Source organism: Flavobacterium microcysteis, assembly GCF_006385255.1.
In the GTDB taxonomy this organism is placed as follows: Bacteria; Bacteroidota; Bacteroidia; order Flavobacteriales; family Flavobacteriaceae; genus Flavobacterium; species Flavobacterium microcysteis.
The window spans coordinates 112,951-131,970 of the sequence record NZ_VFJE01000054.1; the positions used below are offsets into that span (position 1 = coordinate 112,951).

At 36.4% G+C, this 19,020-nt stretch carries 14 protein-coding genes; 6 read left to right on the plus strand and 8 right to left on the minus strand.

The window, feature by feature from the left end; genetic code table 11:
* Positions 1–22: 22 nt before the first annotated feature.
* The 3 genes from lpxB (at position 23) to FJA49_RS09495 (ending at position 4,175) form a co-directional block, all read left to right on the plus strand.
* Positions 23–1,138, plus strand: coding sequence for a lipid-A-disaccharide synthase (lpxB, locus tag FJA49_RS09485; protein WP_140000743.1), 1,116 nt, complete (start codon positions 23–25; stop codon positions 1,136–1,138).
* A 283-nt stretch (positions 1,139–1,421) separates the two neighbouring features.
* Positions 1,422–2,108 (plus strand): C40 family peptidase, encoded by a 687-nt coding sequence (locus FJA49_RS09490; protein ID WP_140000744.1) that lies wholly within the window; start codon positions 1,422–1,424, stop codon positions 2,106–2,108.
* Between the two features lie 36 nt (positions 2,109–2,144).
* The gene (locus FJA49_RS09495) at positions 2,145–4,175 is read left to right on the plus strand and encodes a ComEC/Rec2 family competence protein (protein WP_140000745.1); all 2,031 of its coding nucleotides are present in this window, start codon (positions 2,145–2,147) and stop codon (positions 4,173–4,175) included.
* 1 nt (position 4,176) lies between these two features.
* Here FJA49_RS09495 and FJA49_RS09500 read toward each other — a convergent pair whose 3' ends face one another.
* The 5 genes from FJA49_RS09500 to FJA49_RS09520 are packed head-to-tail and all read right to left on the minus strand — an operon-like array spanning position 4,177 to position 12,269.
* Positions 4,177–4,638 carry a thioredoxin family protein gene (locus FJA49_RS09500; protein ID WP_140000746.1) on the minus strand — a complete coding sequence of 154 codons (462 nt, stop codon included), beginning with the start codon at positions 4,636–4,638 and terminating at the stop codon, positions 4,177–4,179.
* A 43-nt stretch (positions 4,639–4,681) separates the two neighbouring features.
* Positions 4,682–6,397, minus strand: a complete 1,716-nt coding sequence (locus FJA49_RS09505; protein ID WP_140000747.1) for a peptide MFS transporter — start codon at positions 6,395–6,397, stop codon at positions 4,682–4,684.
* A gap of 28 nt (positions 6,398–6,425) precedes the next feature.
* Positions 6,426–8,570: a peptide MFS transporter gene (locus FJA49_RS09510; protein ID WP_140000748.1), complete on the minus strand. Its 2,145-nt coding sequence runs from the start codon at positions 8,568–8,570 to the stop codon at positions 6,426–6,428.
* 18 nt (positions 8,571–8,588) lie between these two features.
* Positions 8,589–10,100: a peptide MFS transporter gene (locus FJA49_RS09515; protein WP_233590115.1), complete on the minus strand. Its 1,512-nt coding sequence runs from the start codon at positions 10,098–10,100 to the stop codon at positions 8,589–8,591.
* Complete coding sequence (locus FJA49_RS09520) at positions 10,101–12,269, minus strand: S9 family peptidase (protein ID WP_199758382.1); 2,169 nt, start codon at positions 12,267–12,269, stop codon at positions 10,101–10,103.
* A gap of 201 nt (positions 12,270–12,470) precedes the next feature.
* On the opposite strand from FJA49_RS09520, the gene FJA49_RS09525 reads away from it, so the two are divergent.
* The 3 genes from FJA49_RS09525 to FJA49_RS09535 all read left to right on the plus strand — a co-directional run bounded on the left by FJA49_RS09525 (position 12,471) and on the right by FJA49_RS09535 (position 15,954).
* On the plus strand, positions 12,471–13,424 hold the full coding sequence (locus tag FJA49_RS09525; RefSeq protein ID WP_158629476.1) for a YARHG domain-containing protein: 954 nt from the start codon (positions 12,471–12,473) through the stop codon (positions 13,422–13,424).
* Between the two features lie 286 nt (positions 13,425–13,710).
* Positions 13,711–15,033: a hydroxymethylglutaryl-CoA reductase, degradative gene (locus FJA49_RS09530; RefSeq protein WP_140000751.1), complete on the plus strand. Its 1,323-nt coding sequence runs from the start codon at positions 13,711–13,713 to the stop codon at positions 15,031–15,033.
* 6 nt (positions 15,034–15,039) lie between these two features.
* Positions 15,040–15,954 carry a GYDIA family GHMP kinase gene (locus FJA49_RS09535; protein WP_140000752.1) on the plus strand — a complete coding sequence of 305 codons (915 nt, stop codon included), beginning with the start codon at positions 15,040–15,042 and terminating at the stop codon, positions 15,952–15,954.
* 49 nt (positions 15,955–16,003) lie between these two features.
* Here the strand turns inward: FJA49_RS09535 and FJA49_RS09540 are convergent, their stop codons facing one another.
* From FJA49_RS09540 to lptC, 3 genes are all read right to left on the minus strand, one after another.
* Entirely contained in the window at positions 16,004–18,097 is a 2,094-nt protein-coding gene (locus FJA49_RS09540; protein ID WP_140000753.1) for a peptidylprolyl isomerase, read from the minus strand.
* A gap of 153 nt (positions 18,098–18,250) precedes the next feature.
* A complete protein-coding gene (locus FJA49_RS09545) occupies positions 18,251–18,445 on the minus strand; it encodes a hypothetical protein (protein ID WP_140000754.1) in 195 nt (64 codons plus the stop codon).
* A gap of 17 nt (positions 18,446–18,462) precedes the next feature.
* Positions 18,463–19,020, minus strand: coding sequence for an LPS export ABC transporter periplasmic protein LptC (lptC, locus tag FJA49_RS09550; RefSeq protein WP_140000755.1), 558 nt, complete (start codon positions 19,018–19,020; stop codon positions 18,463–18,465).

Below are 19,020 nucleotides of genomic sequence, written 5' to 3' on the forward strand. Positions count from 1 at the left end.
ATCAATTTAAATTGTTAATCATATGAAATACTATATTATTGCCGGAGAAGCTTCGGGCGACCTGCACGGCTCCAATTTGATGAAAGCTATTTTTAAAAAGGACCCTCATGCCGAAATCCGGTTTTGGGGCGGCGACTTAATGCAAGAAGCCGGCGGTACTTTAGTAAAACATTACCGAGAGTTGGCTTTCATGGGATTTGCAGAAGTGATCATGAACCTCAAGACTATCCTTAATAATATTAAATTATGTAAAGCCGATATTCTGAAATTCAAGCCGGATGTCATCATCTTTATTGACTATCCCGGATTTAATATGAGAATTGCCAAATGGGCAAAAGAAATAGGCATTCCTACCCATTATTATATCTCTCCCCAGATTTGGGCATGGAAAGAAAACCGCATCAAGGCTATCAAACGTGATGTTGATTTCATGTATGTGATTCTTCCATTTGAAAAAGATTTTTACGAGAAAAAGCATGGATTCCCGGTAGAATTTGTAGGTCATCCGTTAATTGATGCCATCCATAACAGGCAACATGTTGATGAAGCGTCCTTCCGAAAAGAATTTGATTTGGACGACAAGCCCATTATCGCACTGCTTCCAGGAAGCCGAAAACAGGAAATTTCCAAAATGCTTTCTGAGATGCTGGCTGTTGTAAAAGATTTTCCGGCCTATCAATTTGTTATTGCTGGTGCTCCAAGTCAGGAATATGATTTTTACAAACAATTCTTAAAAGACCAGAATATCCATTTTATTTCTAACAGAACCTATGATTTATTGAGTGTTGCCTCAGCAGCTCTGGTAACTTCAGGAACGGCAACATTAGAAACAGCTTTATTTAAAGTGCCGGAAGTAGTTTGCTATAAAGGAAACTGGATTTCTTATCAGATTGCCAAGCGCATCATTACCTTAAAATATATATCGCTCGTAAATCTTATCATGGACAAAGAAGTCGTGACTGAATTAATTCAAGGCGAATGCAATCCGAAGAGAATCAAGAAAGAGCTGCACAAAATCTTAGAGACCAGCCAAAGGGAAAAGCTTTTAGAAGATTATGAAATTCTTGAAAAGAAGCTGGGAGGTATTGGTGCGAGTGCGAAAACAGCCGGTTTGATTGTTGATAAACTTAAAAAATAACAGTTATTTAACATCAAAAATAATCAGCTAAATTTCAAGCTGTTACAATCCGGAAAATCTTTCCAAAAATTAGTTATCAACAATTTCTTGAAAAGATTTTTGCTGATTTTACGAATTTTCTATTATATTTGGAATCTGTTATATAATAAATCAGATTATTAAACCGTTATTTATCTAAACGTATAGCATTTGAAAAACGAATAATTCTCCGGAATTTTTATTAATAAATCTAAAGCAAATTCGCCCCTAAGTCTTTGTTTTTGCTGAAAAATAAAAAATAAATATGTCTGCAAAAAAAATCTTTTTACTGTTCTTCCCAATTTTTTTATTGGTATCGACATCAGGCCACTCGCAAATTATTACCACAAAAAAAGAAGCTCTTAAAAAAGGAGTTTACGAAAAACCTGTAGAAAAGAAAACTACTGTTGCTGCAGACAAGCCTGTTTCGGCTCCTGTTGCTGTTGCAGACAAAACAAAAGCTACCGCTACCAAAAACACTAAAGTTGTCAAAAATAAAAAGGCTGTTATCGTAGAACAGGAAGATCCGGAACTTATCGCATCTGCTGCTCCAACTGAAAGCTATATTTCGCTTCAATTAATCAATAATGCCATGAATTTCCTAGGTGTAAGATACCGTGGTGGTGGAACTACTACAGCCGGTATGGATTGTTCAGGGATGGTTACCGCTGTCTTCAATCTTTTTGACATCAAATTACCAAGAAGTTCGCATGACATGGCTTTGATTGGTGAAAAAGTCGATAATGAGGACATCAAAAAAGGCGACTTAATTTTCTTCAGAACAAACGGAAGAAGAGTGATCAACCACGTTGGTGTTGTTGTTGAGAAAATTGGTGATGAGATTAAATTCATCCACTCTTCAACAAGTAAAGGTGTTGTGGTTTCGTCAACAAGCGAGCCTTACTACAAAAGAACATTTGCTCAGGTTAACAGAATCATTCAGCAGCAGTAATTTCACTTTTTGTTAAATTTTCAGTATTTTCGGATTATGAAAATATTGAAATTCCCTTTAGCTAGGATAGCCATTTGGTTTGTTCTAGGAATACTCGCCGCATTTTATTTTGAACCAAATCCACTACTCTCACTGATTTGTTGTGGAGTTGCCGCTCTTTTTTTTGGAGCTGCCTATTATCTTTCCAAAAAAGATTTTATCCAGAAGACCTATTTTGGATATGCGACTTATCTTGTTTTTTTCTGTATAGGCAGTACTACTCATGCTGTACATAACGAAAAAAATTCCAGGATTCATTATGTGCACACACTAGACGGGCACAATCATTCCGTAGAAGTAGTTCTTCTTGAAAAACTAAAAAGCAATCCCTACAGCCATCGCTATATTGCAAAAGTTACTGCAATCGATTCAACAATTGCCGAAGGGAAAATTTTGCTGAATATTAAAAAGCAAAATCTTCCTGAAGAGTTTCAAATTGGAAGTAGGCTACTCATATCCGGTACTATCTATGAGCCCAAAGAACCGGGCAATCCTCATCAATTTGATTACAAAAAGTATTTAGCTTATAAGTCTGTTTATGGACAAATGTATGCTGATGCACCTGCAATACAGCTAAGTTCAAAAACTGAAAAAAGTATCTGGTATTATGCTGCCCGTTTTCGCAGCACCATTATCCAAAACCTTAAAGACTCAGGATTTAGAAACGAAGAACTGAATGTGGCTGTCGCATTGATTTTAGGACAGCAGCAAGATATTTCACCGGAACTGCTGAAAGATTATCAGTTTGCCGGTGCCGTGCATATTTTATCCGTATCCGGGCTCCATGTGGGATGCCTGATGCTTTTTATTGGATTCCTCCTTAGTCCTTTACCAAAAACCAGAACGGGCACTATTTTAAAACTGGTTATTGTCTTAGTCTTTCTCTGGATTTTTGCCTTAATTGCCAACTTTTCACCATCGGTTACACGTTCGGTTGTGATGTTCAGTTTTGTAGCTATTGGAAAATATGCCCACCGTAAGACCAATATTTACCATACACTTCTTGTTTCCGTATTCATCATACTACTTTTTGAGCCTTCTTTTATTTTTGACATTGGGTTTCAGCTCAGTTATTGTGCTTTATTCTTTATCGTATGGCTCCAGCCGTTGTTTAGCTCCTTATGGAAACCTAAAAACAGAGTAGCAAACTATTTCTGGGATATACTTACCGTTTCTTTTGCGGCTCAGATTGGCACTTTTCCTTTAAGTCTTTATTATTTCCATCAATTCCCGGGATTGTTTTTTATAACCAACCTGCTTGTTCTTCCTTTATTGGGAGTTATCATGGCACTGGGTGTTTTGGTGATGTTATGGGCCTCTTTTAGTAGTGTTCCCTCATTCCTTATCAAATGCCTTGAATGGAGCCTTTATATCCTAAATAAAACAATCAACCGGATTGCTTCTTTTGAATCTTTCGTATTTCAGGACATTTCTTTCAATTGGCAGATGTTATTGTCTTGCTACCTACTATTGTTCGCCATTATACTTTGGTTCAAAAAACCCAATTTCCAAAAACTTTCTTTCGCTTTAGTCGGCTTAATTTTATTCCAATTAGCTTATTTGGGTAATGAATTCTCTTCAAAAAAGCAAGAAGAATTGATTGTGTTTAATGCCAAAAGAAATACGATTATTGCTCAAAAAAAGGGAACGGAAATAACTGTCTTTAGTAATCAAAAATTAGCTGATCAAACGATGGATTTTATTTTGAGACCTTATCTCGTTGGAAGTTTCAGCCATATCACAGCTACAGAAAAAATCGGGAATTTGATGTATTTCAAACAGAATAAGATTTTGGTTATTGACAGCCTTGGCGTTTCTCCTAAAAGCCAGCAGCCTGATATTATCATCTTGTCACAATCACCAAAAATAAATCTTGAAAGGGTTATCCGGAATGCAACGCCAAAAATGATTATTGCTGATGCTTCTAATTATCGCACTGATATTGAACGTTGGAAAACAACCTGTATAAAAGAAAAAATCCCTTTTCACTCAACAGTTGAAAAGGGATTTTATAGTATGTCTGAATAGCTTAGACTTTAATCAAAGGCAATAGCTGCTCTGGAGTATGGTATCCAACAATAGGACTTTTCACTTCTCCTTTGCTATCAAAAATATACATTGACGGATATCCTTGTACTTTCAAGAACATTGTAAAATCGTGAACTGCGTTACGTCCTTTACGGGTAGCATCAAATTTTGGGTTTGTATATTTTTTGCCTTTATAATTCACTTCTGAATCACCTTCAGCATTAAACTTTACAGCATAATAGTTTGCATTGATGTAATCTGCTACTTCTTTTGCTTGGAAAGTATTCTTATCTAACATTTTACATGGACCACACCAGTCTGTGTATACATCCATAAAAATTGGTTTTGCTTTTTTCTTTTGTGCCGCCAAAGCCTGATCTAATGTCATCCATTTCACTTCTTGGGCCTGAACTGCAGCCATTGAGCCTACAGCTAAAAATAGTGCTAAAAGTAATTTTTTCATTTTTTTATAGTTTTTAATATTGGGTTCAAAAATAGTGCCGTTTTTAAGCTACATTATTTTCTTTCATAACACTGTTTAGCCATTTCAGCATCAATAACAATACGATTGCCGCTGCCAAAACCAAACCAAAGTTAAGGAAGAAGAAGTTTTCTTTCTGTGGCATTTCTTCCCAAAGAGAAGATAGCATCCCAGAAAGTTTGTTTCCTACAGAAATTGCCAGGAAGAATCCACCCATCATCAAGGCAGTAATTCTTGGAGGTGATAATTTAGATACTAGAGAAAGTCCCATTGGAGATAAACATAGCTCACCTATTGTAATAACACCATAAGAAGCGATTAGCCACCAAGAACTTGCTTTCATAGTCAGGTCGTTTGTTGCAAAAACAGCTCCTACCATAACCAAAGCTGATAAGGCAGTGATTAATAAACCGATAAAGATTTTTGTAGGTGTACTAGGCTCTTTTTTTCTTCTTCTCAACCAGCTGAATACTCCTACTACCAAAGGCGTCAAAGCCACTACCCAGAATGGGTTGATAGATTGGTATAGCTCTGTTGAATATAATTTTAAGTCTGTTCCTTTAGCTGGAACCTGGTCGCCAGGCAAAGTTGCAAAGTATTTTCTTGATTTTTCCAGCTGTCCTATTTCGCTTGAATATTTTCCTTTTGCGACAATTTCTTCTTTAGAAACTGCAGGCATTGCTGCTTCTTTAGCACGCATTTCCTCGATTGTCTTATCAAATGTAGCCTGATCTGCAGAAACGATATCATTGTTTACAACAACCTGTGCCATTCCCAATTTGTCTGCTACGTTAGAAACTGCAGTTGGCATATTTCTGTCTGTATGGTCTTCTGCCCAAACTGTTAAGGCATCACCATTTTGGTGGAAGATGGCAAAGAATAAGATAACGCAGGTAAATACAGCTAATAATGCTTTAATCGCTCTGCTTTCTTTAGCCTCCGCTTTAAATGCCAAATAAATAAAGAATCCAATTACCGGAATACATCCAATGATGAAGGCATCATTTGTATCTGAACCCAAGAAATTCCCTGGTATCATGTATCCGATTATACCAAAGATAAACATTGGAAGAACTGTCAATCCTAAGATTTTTCCAGTTGACATATCGCCTTCTTGTACCGGCTTGATTACGTCAACATGTTTGATGTGTTTTGTTCCGATTAAGAATACAACCACACCAATCAACATTCCTACTCCAGCGGCAGCAAAAGCATGCCCCCATCCGTAGTTGATTCTCATGTAGGCAGCAACGAAATTACAGATAAATGCTCCTACGTTGATTCCCATATAAAAGATGTTGTAACCCGCATCTTTTTTGTCTTTCATATCATCACCGCTGTATAAATTACCTACAAGTGTTGAGATATTCGGTTTAAAGAATCCGTTTCCTAAAATAATACAGAATAAGGCGATATAGAAAGTCGTTATACTATGGATTGAAAGCAAAAAGTAACCTGTTGCCATCATCAATCCTCCCATAATGATTGATTTTCTGTATCCTAATACTCTGTCAGCAAGCAATCCTCCAATAAAAGGAGTCAAATACACCAGACCTAGATATGTTCCATAAATGTCAGATTTTTTAGCAGGGTCAAATCCCATACCTCCATTATTCCATCCGTCGAGCATGTAGAGGGAGAATATCCCTAGCATCAAATAATATCCAAATCTTTCCCACATTTCTGTTCCGAACAGGTACCAAAGTCCTTTAGGGTGTGATCGCTTTACTGTTGTTTCCATTTATTATAGTTTAAAGTTAGTGTTATATTTATCTTACTCCGTGCATTAGTTTCTTCAGCACCGGATTTAAGGCTACGACAATGAATCCCGCAACAATAGGGACTATCGTAAAGATCAGGAAGAAGGTACTCATATCGTATTCTTTCGTAATTCCTTCAATCATTCCTCCTAGCGAACCTGCCAATTTATTCCCGATTGCAATCGCAAGATACCACATCCCGAACATAAATGCAATCATTCTTGAAGGCACCAATTTGCTCACATAAGAAAGACCTACTGGCGACAGGCATAATTCTCCCCAGGTATGGAACAGATAGGCTAATATAAGCCAAATCATGCTAACTCTTACAGCTCCTGCTTCAGCTCCTGAAGGAATAACTCTTGCTCCATAAGCCAAAATTGCAAACCCTAAGCCCATGATGATTAATCCGAGTCCGTATTTTACGGCTGCACTTGGGTTGTACTTGCTGTCCCACCATTTAGAGAACATCGATGCAAAAGCAATAATAAAGAACGAATTCAAGATACTAAACCATGAAGCTGTAACTTCTACCTGGTTTTCTTTCAGTTGTGTTACTTCTGCATTTATAATTTGTGAATCTTTTGTCGCTTTTTTATAATCATCCCTGATTTTAGTTTCTAGTCCTTTCGTTAGATATACAAAATTTCCAATCTCACTATGCAATGCAACCTTATCGCTTACCTTCAACACATCTTTGCTAGAAATCGTAACGGTCTGGTCAACTACTACATCTGTTGGCTTTAAAACCGTAGTTTCTGTGACTGCATTGAAATCAAAAACCAAATCTCCGTTTTCATCAACAGCCTGTTTCTTAGTTTTTTTATCAATCTGTGCTGTTTTAATAGCCTGATATTTTAGTTCGTAAGCTTTTGAATTATAATCATTGTTTAGCATCCAGCCTACAATTCCCCATACTCCCAAAAAGCTCAATGCCAATACAATGTTTGATGTAGCAATTTTTTTAGAGGTTTGTTTGAATAACAGAAACAAAACCCATGAAACTAGAGCTAACGGTATAACTGTAAGAAGTGTGTTGACAATATTAAAGATAACTGCCTGATTGCCCATCAAGGTTCTGTCTGTAAAATCTCTGGCAAAAAGCACAAGTGATGTTGCTCCCTGTTCAAACGACAACCAAAAGAAAACGGTAAAGAAGGCAAAAATAATTACAGCAACCATTCTATGACGCACTACTTTGGTATAGCGTGCAATTCTGGAAATTACCAAAAATAAAAACAATACTAAACCGATAATCGTAATCACTAGTGACCCTGGCAAAATCTCTTTTGACACTAAAAATTCCTGTGGTAATAAATGGATATTTCCAATTTTTGAAGCCGGATCATCAATTAAATATAATAATCCAATTATTGAAGTAATAACAATCAGAATCTTATCCAACATCGTAAACGGATTGCGCTTGTCTTCCGGTTTTTCTTCAGCTTTTGGTTCTGTAATATCAATCTGTCCGTCTGGCGAGATTACTTCTACAACTTTATCTTTTTTTGGAACATCACCAATTGTACCGAACAATGGTTTGGCCAACCAAAACTGCAAAGAACCAAGAAGCATAAAGATTCCGGCTAATCCGAATCCCCAACTCCAACCGATTTTTTCGGCAAGATAACCGCAAAGCATCATTCCGAAGAAAGCTCCGGCATTTACTCCCATATAGAAAATAGTATAGGCACCGTCTTTTTTCTCCGGCAAATCCTTATACATTTCAGAAATAATAGAAGTCATATTCGGTTTAAAGAAACCAGTACCAATTACCAGCAATCCCAATCCAAAATACATTGAAAATTCTGTTTCAATTGCCAATGAAGCGTGTCCTAAGGTCATGATAAGCGCTCCTATGACAACTGCCCAACGGTAGCCTGTAAATTTATCGGCAATAATTCCTCCGGCAATTGGGGTTAAATATAAAAGTCCGGCATATGTACCAAACAACGCACCGGCATTTTCTGACGACCATTCCCAGCCCGGATTGGTTCCGATGGCTGCCATGGTCAAGAAGTTAATTAATAAAACTCTCATTCCGTAGAAAGAGAATCGTTCCCACATTTCAGTAAAAAACAATACGAATAATCCCGATGGATGGCCTAAAACTTTTGATTTGAAAAAATCGTTATTGGATGTGATTTCTGACATTATAAATTTTTATTCTTATTATTTAACTTCCTGCATTAGCTTTTTAATCAAAGGCGTTGCTACAATTAGAATCAATCCCGCAATTAAGGAATAGATTGCTAACGTATAATATCCGTCTGTATAGGATTGCAATTTTGACAATAAATCATGGCCTGTATTGGATTTTGACATTGCCGCACCTAGTTTCCCAGCTGCCAACTGACCAAAAGCACTTGCTAAGAACCATAATCCCATCATCATTCCAAACAATCTTTTTGGAGACAGTTTTGTAATGATTGACATTCCAATAGGCCCAAGGCAAAGCTCACCGATTGTAGTAACCAGATAAGCGAAAGTGAACAGGTTCAAAGAAGTTATACCTTCAGAATTTGCGAAAAATCGGGTATAATAGAATAAGTAAAACGAAGCCGAAAGGAACAAGAAACCTATTCCAAATTTTATAATCGTGTTTGGCTCAATTTTCTTTTTCGCTAACCATAACCATAAAAGACCTATTACCGGGCTTAAAATGATTACGAAAAACGTATTGGAACTGTTATTTACAATATTAGGGTCAATTGAAAAAAACAATAAATTGTGACTTAGGTTGTCTTTTGCAAAAAGAGACAGTGATCCACCACTTTGCTCATAAATTGCATTAAACAAGAAGTAAAAGAAAATGAATAAAAACGCTGCAAATAGTTTTTTCTGTAAGCTGGCGTTTCTCAGATTAAATAGTTCGTAAGTGAAGTACAATACGGCAATAGCACCAATCGTATACATAAAATAATCTGTATAGTCTGTATTTTTTACCATTATAAAAATAAATGGTATGCTAAGTAGCGAACATACATATACGGCGATTTCTCTGATTTTTCTTTTGCTTACTGATAGATTCAAAAGTGGAGAATCTCCAATAGGACCTAAATGTTTTTTAGTAACAAGAAAAGTTATAAGCCCTAAAGCCATTACAATTGCTGCAGAAAGGAAACATAATGTCCAAGAGTGATATTTCCCTAAATAGATACATAATGCTCCTCCAAAAAGCCCTCCAATATTGATTCCAGCATAAAACATTCCGTATCCAGCATCTCTTCTTGGGTCTTTTTCGTGGTATAATTCTCCAACCATTGAAGAAATATTCGGTTTAAAGAAACCTGTACCAATTATAGAAAAGGCAATTCCATAATAAAACATAGCCTGAGGAGAAAACGCTATCAGCAAGTTTCCTAAAATCATTACGATACCGCCAAAGAAAAGCGATTTTCTAAATCCTAATATTTTGTCGGCAAATATACCACCGATGAAAGTAAAGGCATAAACGAATGCCTGAATCGCACCATATTGCAAATTAGCTGCATCATCTTTTAACAAAAGCTGGTCGACCATAAAAAAAGTCAAAACGCCTCGCATTCCATAAAAACAGAAACGCTCCCACATTTCTACTAAAAACAGATACCATAGCTGCCTTGGGTATTTTCCTTCAAAATTTTGAATCTCTTCAATAGTCGGCAATTGGACTGCGGGGGTATTCGGGTCGGTCATTTCCATTTATAAATTCTCTTTAATAAAGTTTGTCATTTTTGTATATAGTTGCAATCTGGTTTTTCCACCATAAATTCCATGGTTTTTATCTGGATAAATTGCCCAATCAAATTGCTTGTTAGCCTGAACTAATGCTTCAATCATTAGCATCGTATTTTGTACGTGAACGTTGTCATCAGCAGTCCCGTGAATTAACAGGTATTTCCCTTTTAGCTTGCTAACATGATTGATTGGAGAGTTTTCATCATATCCAGATGCATTTTCTTGTGGAGTCTGCATGTATCTTTCTGTATATACTGAATCATAGAATCGCCAGTTGGTTACCGGAGCAACAGCTATAGCCATTTTAAAGACATCGTTTCCTTTAAGAATACAGTTTGAAGACATGAAACCTCCATAGCTCCAACCCCAGATTCCAATTCTGCTGCTGTCAACATAATTGTATTTTCCAATTACTTTTGCAGCATCAATCTGGTCTTCAACTTCAAATTTACCTAGTTCTTTATAAGTTACTTTTTTGAAATCAGCACCTTTATAACCGGTTCCTCTTCCGTCAACGCAAGCTACGATGTAGCCTTGTTGTGAAAGCATCATGTACCAAAAATCATTGGTGTTTAACCAGCTATTCTTAACTTCCTGTGAGCCTGGCCCGGAATATTGGAACAATAAAACAGGATATTTTTTAGAAGCATCAAAATCTTTTGGTTTAATCATCCAGGCATTCAGCTTGTGTCCCTTTTCTGTAGTCAGTTCAAAAAATTCTTTCGAAGGCAAACCATAAGCTTTTACCTTAGCAATCAGCGATTCGTTCTTTTTAATCGACTGTACTTCTTTGCCGGTTTTAGCATCGTTTAGTGAATATTGCGCCGGAGTTGACACATTTGAAAAGGTATTGATGTAAAACTGGAAGTTCGGGCTGAAAGTAGCCGAATTAGTTCCGGTTGCAGAGGAAAGTCGTTTCTTCTCTTTTCCGTTTAGTTTTATAGAGTAAATATCTCTGTTGATGGAGCCGTTTTCTACAGACTGGTAGAAAATAGTTCCTGATTTTTCTTCAAGACCGTAATAGGCAGTAACTTCCCATGGTCCTTTAGTGATTTGATTTTTCAGCTTTCCGGCCTTATCGTAGTGGTAAATATGGTTGTATCCGTCTTTTTCACTTGTCCAGATAAAGCTATTGTCTTTTAGGAAGGTAAGATTATCTGTGATGTCAACGTAGGCTTTATCTTTTTCATTCAGGACTACCTTAGCTGTTCCCGTAGTTCCGTCAACAAAAAGCAAATCCAAATTGTTCTGGTGTCTGTTGATTACTTGAGCACTCAAAACATTCGCTTCGTTGGTCCATTTGATTCTTGGAATATAAAAATCATTATAGTTACCCAGATTAATCTGTTTTGAAGCGCTAGCTTTCAAATCATAAACATGTAGTGAAGCTATAGCATTTTTTTCCCCTGCTTTTGGATATTTGAAAACCTGCTGCGTTGGATAAAGTCCCTCATTGTATAAATCCATTGAAAATTCAGGCACTGCAGTCTCATCAAAACGGATAAAAGCTATTTTATCGCTTGCCGCATTCCAGTCGTAAGCTCTTACAAAAGAAAATTCTTCCTCATATACCCAATCCGTTATACCGTTGATTACGGCATTTTTCTTTCCATCGGTTGTAATTTGTTTGGTAGTTTTTGATTGCAGGTTGTAGACGTATAAGTTGTTGTCTTTAGCATAAGCAATCTGATTTCCATCAGGAGAAAAAGTAGGCTCCTGTATTTTGAAATCGAACAATTTGGTCAATTGTTTGGTTTGGATGTCATATAAATAATAATCGGCTACAAAAGAATGGCGGAAAATTTGCTCCGATTTGCATGCGATCAACATTTTATTTTCATTGGAGTTGAAAATATAACTGTCGATCATTGGAAGGTCTTTGTGATTTTTAGTGTCAATCAGCGTGGAAACCTTTTTCAGGGTAGCGTAGTCATAGAGATCAATCTGCATGCTCCTGGACGGCCTATCAAAATTCAATACAGTATATTGGTTTGTATTTTTTAAGGATTGTAATTCGTCCATCCCTTCGGCCCTAAATGCACCTCCCCATATTTCTTCGAGAGTTATTTTTTGCTGGCCAAAAACCGACATACTTATAAATAAAAGCAGTACGGTAATCTTTCGTGAATTTATCATATTTTGCTAAGGTAAAAAAACTGTCAATTTTAGTGAAAAAATCGCAATAAACCTTGATTTTTTCTGTTAAATGCGATTTTTGTAATTTTGATTAATCTCTAAATTTCAAATGCTTCCGGTTTAAAACTCATAAAAAAATTTCTAGCAGCCTGTTTCTATTGTTATTTTACCGTTATGTTTGAACAAATCTCTTCCCAAATGAAAAAATATTTAGTGTTCTTTTTACTGATTTCCCTTACAATCAATGCACAAAACCTCAAAGACTGCTCCAAATGTTCGTCTGAAATAATCAAAGAAAGCAGTATCGTTAATCTGGAAGCCTCTTCCTTAAAGCTTCTAAAAAATGAAATCTATGCCCGCAAAGGCTATACTTTTTCTAATGAAGAATATGCCAATCATTTTAAACAATTTTCATGGTATATGCCTTCTGGCAACAATAATGCTATCGCATTTTCAGATATCGAGCAGAAAAACATATCGATTCTCGCCAAAAAAATCAGCGAGATTTCACAGTCTAACTTAAACAGCGAACCCAATAGCAAGTACAAAACACTATCGGAAGAAAAAATAAAAGAGATTTTTACCAATGAAAAACGAAAAGAATTGGGTATCAATTTTTCTATCTGGAAAGTTTACGATTATCAGGACAAATCCGGGAAGTATTATCTTGTCCTGACCGAAGACAAAATTAATCCGTCAAAAGAAGGCAATTTTAATAATGCTGTAAAAGCACTTAATTTTAAAGTAGAAAACAACATCTTGACCAAAACATTTGAAACCAACGATTACAAACAAGAGCAGGAAGAAAGTATCTGGTTTTGGACAAAGTATGTCTATGTTGAAGATTTTGACCAAGACGGGATAATCGAGCCTATGCTTTTTTATGGAACCAATGGCTATAATGGTTATGACGACGGAAGAATCAAAATCCTTACCTATTATAAAGGACAAAAAATAGCAATCCGCATTCAGAATGGAGTATTAGATGATGAACGGAATTTTAGTGTTGATGCCAGTTTTTACAACCTGCCTAAAACCATACAAAACAAGATTGTGGAGCAGATGAACAAGATGGTCGAAAATGGTCATTCTATACTGCCGTATGGCTGGCAGAAAAAAATGGCAAAAAAGATGACTTTTATTAAGGAATAATCGACCCGTAGCGATTTCGCATTAAATTAAAAAAGACATAAAATATTTACCTTTAAAAGAAATTTATCTCGATGAACTTTGCGGCTCTGCGACTTTGCGAGCAACTGTTTCACGCAAAGTCGCAGAGCCGCAAACCCAAATCTATTAGAAATATTTTGGCAGCAAGTTTCAAAGAACAACAAAGAACAATTCAAACACCTTACATAAAATCATACTTTAAACAGTTAAAAAGAACTGTTCGAAACAGTATCTTTGCAGTACTATTTAAAGACATAACTGCTAGATAATGAACAAAACCATTTCGGGATTTTCAAAACTATCCAAAGAGGAAAAAATAAACTGGATTGCCGGAGAATATTTTTCGAATCCGGAAGAAGCGACAGCTATTATTAGGAATTACTGGAATTCTGACGCCAAGCTTCAAAAACTGCACGATGATTTTATAGAAAATACAATCACCAACTTTTATTTACCTCTGGGAATTGCGCCTAATTTTCTAATCAACGGAAAATCGTATACCGTTCCAATGGCAATCGAAGAAAGCTCTGTTGTTGCAGCAGCAGCAAAAGCAGCAAAATTCTGGTCAGAAAGAGGCGGATTTAAGGCAACTGTTATCAATACCGAAAAAATAGGTCAGGTTCATTTTCTTTACAAAGGCGATGCCGCTAAACTGGAACGTTTTTTCAATGAAAACAAAACCCGTTTTTTTGAAGAAACAGAGAGCATGACCAAAAACATGCAAAAACGTGGTGGTGGAATTTTGGATATCGTACTCAAAGACAAAACCGACCTGCTTCCGAATTACTTCCAGCTTCATGCAACTTTTGAGACAAAAGATTCCATGGGTGCCAATTTTATAAATTCTTGTCTGGAACAGTTTGCCAAGACTTTAAAAAAAGAAGCCCAATCGTTTGAACTTTTTTCTGAAGAAGAAAAAAACATTCAGGTTGTAATGAGCATTTTATCGAATTATGTTCCCAACTGTCTTGTTCGTGTAGAAGTTTCCTGTAAAGTAGACGACTTAAAAGAAAAGAATAGTAATCCGAGAGATTTTGCAGAAAAATTTGTTCAGGCTGTCCAGATAGCTGAAGTTGAACCCTATCGTGCCGTTACCCATAACAAAGGGATCATGAATGGTATTGACGCTGTGGTTTTGGCTACCGGAAACGATTTCCGTGCCGTAGAAGCCGGAGTACATGCCTATGCTTCAAAATCGGGTCGCTATCAAAGTCTTTCGCATGCTAAAATTGAAAACGATATTTTCCATTTCTGGATGGAAGTTCCTCTTGCTTTAGGTACCGTGGGCGGACTGACTTCTTTGCATCCTCTGGTAAAACTGGCTTTGGAAATGCTTGAAAAACCTTCTGCACAAGAATTGATGCAGATTGTAGCCGTTGTTGGATTGGCCCAGAACTTTGCCGCATTGCGTTCCCTAACCACAACCGGAATACAGGAAGGACATATGAAAATGCACCTTGGTAACATCATCAACCAATTAGAAGCTACAGACGAAGAGAGAATTAAGATTGTTAATCATTTTGAGCACCATCCTGTTTCTCATGCCGCTGTCGTGGAATATGTAAATGATTTGAGAAAAGTTAAATCCTAAATACTCTTGAAAAAGACATTTTATAGCAACGGAAAACTTCTTATTACTGCTGAATATGTTGTATTGGATGGTGCTAAGGCTTTAGCACTACCAACAAAATTTGGACAGAATCTTATTATCGAAAAGGGCAAAAACAATCAGATGGATTGGAAAAGCTTTGATAAAGATGGAAGCATCTGGTTTGAAGACAGCATCTCTTTTGAAAGCATTATTAATAAAGAATCTTTTGGCGCTGACAAGATAAAGACAACATTGGTTGAAATCCTGCACGAGGCTTATGTTTTAAATCCAAAATTTATTGGCGACTCTGAAGGCTATACTATTTCAACCGAACTTACCTTTCCTAAACTTTGGGGACTTGGTACTTCTTCGACTTTGATTAATAATATTGCCCAATGGCTCGATATCGATGCTTTTGAATTGCTTCGCAGAAGTTTTGGGGGAAGCGGTTATGATATTGCCTGTGCCCAAAAAGACACTCCTATTTTGTATTGGCTGGAAGATGGGAAACCAAGGATTGAAAAAACCGTTTTTAATCCGCCTTTTGCTTCTAACATGTATTTCGTATACCTAAACAAGAAACAAAGCAGCAAAGCAGCGATTGCGTCCTATTATAACAAACAGAATAACATTGGCGAGGCCTCCAAAAAAATAAATCAGATTACCGAATCTCTTCTTATAGCCGAAGACTTAAAAACATTTGCCTATTTGATTGAAAAGCATGAAATGATCATGAGTGATGTTCTGGAAATGCAAACCATACAGGAAACCTATTTTAGCGACTTTAAAGGCGTAGTAAAAAGCCTTGGTGCTTGGGGAGGTGATTTTGTATTGGTCCTGTCAAAAAACGACCCATCAGAGTATTTCAAAGAGAAAGGATTTCCAACCATTCTTACTTATGAAGAAATGATTCTAAAATAAAAAATCCCGACTTAACAGTCGGGATTTTTTTATTCTTCTAAATCTTGTACTAGAATCCGAAATCTAATCGGTTGTCTTCGATTTTAGCTTTATCTTTTAATGCAGGAATAATTCTTCCCATTGAAGCTCCACTCATTGCTTTAAGTCTTGCAGTGTAAGCATCGTAGTTTTTAATTGCTGGTGCCTTAGCTACGCTCTTTGTTTTCAATTTGAAAACTCCAGCTCTTCCTTCGATCAATTCAGAAACTTTGTTTGGTGCAGTTGCAAAAGCAGTACCTACAACTTTAGGCTCAGAACCGAAACCTAATAGGTTTGGACTTTGAAGCGTCAAATCAGTAGCAGTAACAACAGAAACGTTAGCTGCCTTAGCTGCTTCTTCCAAAGTAGCTCCTTTCATGATTTGTTTTATCTTTTCAGTCTTTTTCTGATTTTTTAAGATTGGCTCAACAATTGCTTTTGCATCAGAAATAGGCATTAATCCTTCTTCATTTACTTTTTTAAGTTTTACGATCAAGTTTCCGTTTGGAACATTGAAACGCTTCACATCGCTTTCAGAAGTTTTCTTATCGTAAGCCCATCTTACTACTTGTCTTTGGTTCGTAAGACTTCCAAAGTTTTCGTCAAGAGCTTTTACATTAGCAGATGCTACTGTCAATCCAAGAGGTTTAACTACTGCAGCAAAATCTTTGTCTTTAGCTTCCATTTCGATCTTGGTTGCTTTTTTGAAAATATCATCGCTAGTTGCTTCAGATGCTTCAATTCTTTGTGCGATAGTTGCTAAACGGATGGCATCACGCTTATCAATTACTTTAATAATGTGGTAACCGAATTCTGTTTCAACAAGACCAATTTTTCCGATTGGGCTATTGAATATGAAATCGTTGAAAGGTTTTACCATTTGTCCAGGAACGATGTTATCATATTCTCCTCTATTTTGAACAGAACCTTGATCATCAGAATTTGTTGCAACCAATGATTCCAAAAGAGCTGGATTTGCCTGGATTTGCTTTAATAAGTCATCCGCTTTTGCTTTAGCCTCTTCTTTTGTTCTTGTAATTGCAGGGTTAGGAATTTTGCTTCCAGCATAGCTAACCAAGATGTGGCTTGCTTTAGCGCTAGACCCAGCTTTTTTACCTAACGATTTGCTAATTGCATAGTATCCGTTAAAGATGTATGGACCATAAACTTCTCCTGTTGGCAAGTTATATAACTGTTCTGCATATTGTGCAGGCAGGTTATTTTTAGTTACATAAGTTGAATCGAATTTAACATCTGAATTAGCATCAACAAATTCCTGGTTGTTTGTGATGTCTCTGAAACCTTTAACAGTATCGTTTTTACCAGTAGTTTCATTAAAAACAACTCTAGGAGAAAGCAAAGCTGTGATGTTTTTCTTTACCTCCTCTTCGTCTTCTTTAGATGGCTTGTCTTCAATTATAACAAATTGCAATTCACGACTTTCATCAGCTTTGAATTTTTTCTCGTTCTTTCTCATGTAAGCCACAATTTCGTCGTTAGAAACTGTAACATCACTATCTTTTATGTTAGAGAATGGGAAAGCAACATAGTCAAAAGTTACTTTGTCAGTTTCCATCTCATATTGTAATTTTCCTTCAGCCTCAGTAGTTCCCAAACCTGCTTTTAGCATAGTGCTGTAGATTTGATATTTAGCAGAAAGAGCCGCTTGAGTTTCTCTTTGCTGTAATTGAGGAGCTAATTCTGGATTAGATTGGAAAAATTCTTTGAATTTTTGATAATCAAACTGGCCAGCTGCATTTTGGAATTGAGGATTTTGACCAATATCCTGGCTTTGCTTAAGCACATCCAAAATTTGGCTCTCACCTACTCTGATTCCTAATTTCTCAAATTGTTCTGTTAGCAAAGCTATAGAAACTTCCTGCTCCCAAACCTGATTTGCTGCCTGAGACGAGGACATTCCTTGACCGCCTTTTTCAACTCCATCGACTTTACTTCTAAAATCTTCAAATGAAATGTCTTCTCCGTTGATACTTCCAACGTATTTTGATGTTTGTTTGAAACCACCACTGTTGATAAGGTCACCAACAACAAATGCTAATAAACAAAAACCAATAACAAATATAAGAAGTAATGATCGTTGTCTAATTTTTGATAAAACTGCCATTTTTTATTGTTAATTTTTAAATTCAGAGGGCGAAAATACAATTATCTATTTAATAATAAAAGGAGTAAACCTATATTTTCTGATAAAGATGAAGTTTTTTTTGAATGACTTGTAAAAGATCCGCAAAAAGCCAAGAAAATAAGGAAACTGCTATTATTTGTTTTTATTTGGGTTTTCATATTTCTTTGCAAATCTCCTACGGAAGAAAAACATGAAAAGTGCAATTCCTGCAAAGAAAAAACTTAGCCAAGGATTTCTTTCAGAAGCATTAAGCTGCACAAAACCATCGACTGCAAAAAGGATTGCTGCAACAAGATAGAAATACTGGATGTATTTTAGGTAAACCATTATAATTAATTTGAAATTTAAAAATCGTTTGCTTGTCCTTCGCCAAAGAACACCTGCCCGTTGATATCTTTGAAATCACGGCTTGCATCAAATCCTTTTGTATAGAATTCATTGCCAGGCCCTAACGTAAGCTTGCATTTTTTCTCGGTAAAGAACCATTCTCTTTTTTGGTCATAATACAGCTGGGTAGTTTCGAGAATCTTGCCATCTTCGGATGTAATCTTCACATTTCCTTGCAAGTCTATAATATCGGTTCCTTTGTAGGTTATAGCATAATCTGAACGAACAAAACTCTTTTTCCCACCATTGTCATACAGCGTCACATCGATTCCTTTAGGAAATTCGGTATAAGGGAATGCTGCATTGGAAAAATCCAACATTTTAGGACTGACCAATATGGCTTTTATTTTTCCTGAATCGGTATATTTCAAATTGATGGTATCTGCCTCACCGATTGGGGCATAGGTAGAAACATTGATTTTCTGGACATCCTTGAAATTGCTTTCACAGGAAAACAAAAAGCCAGCCAGTACAATAAAAACGGCAGGGAATAGTATCTTGCTCGTAGAAATCAT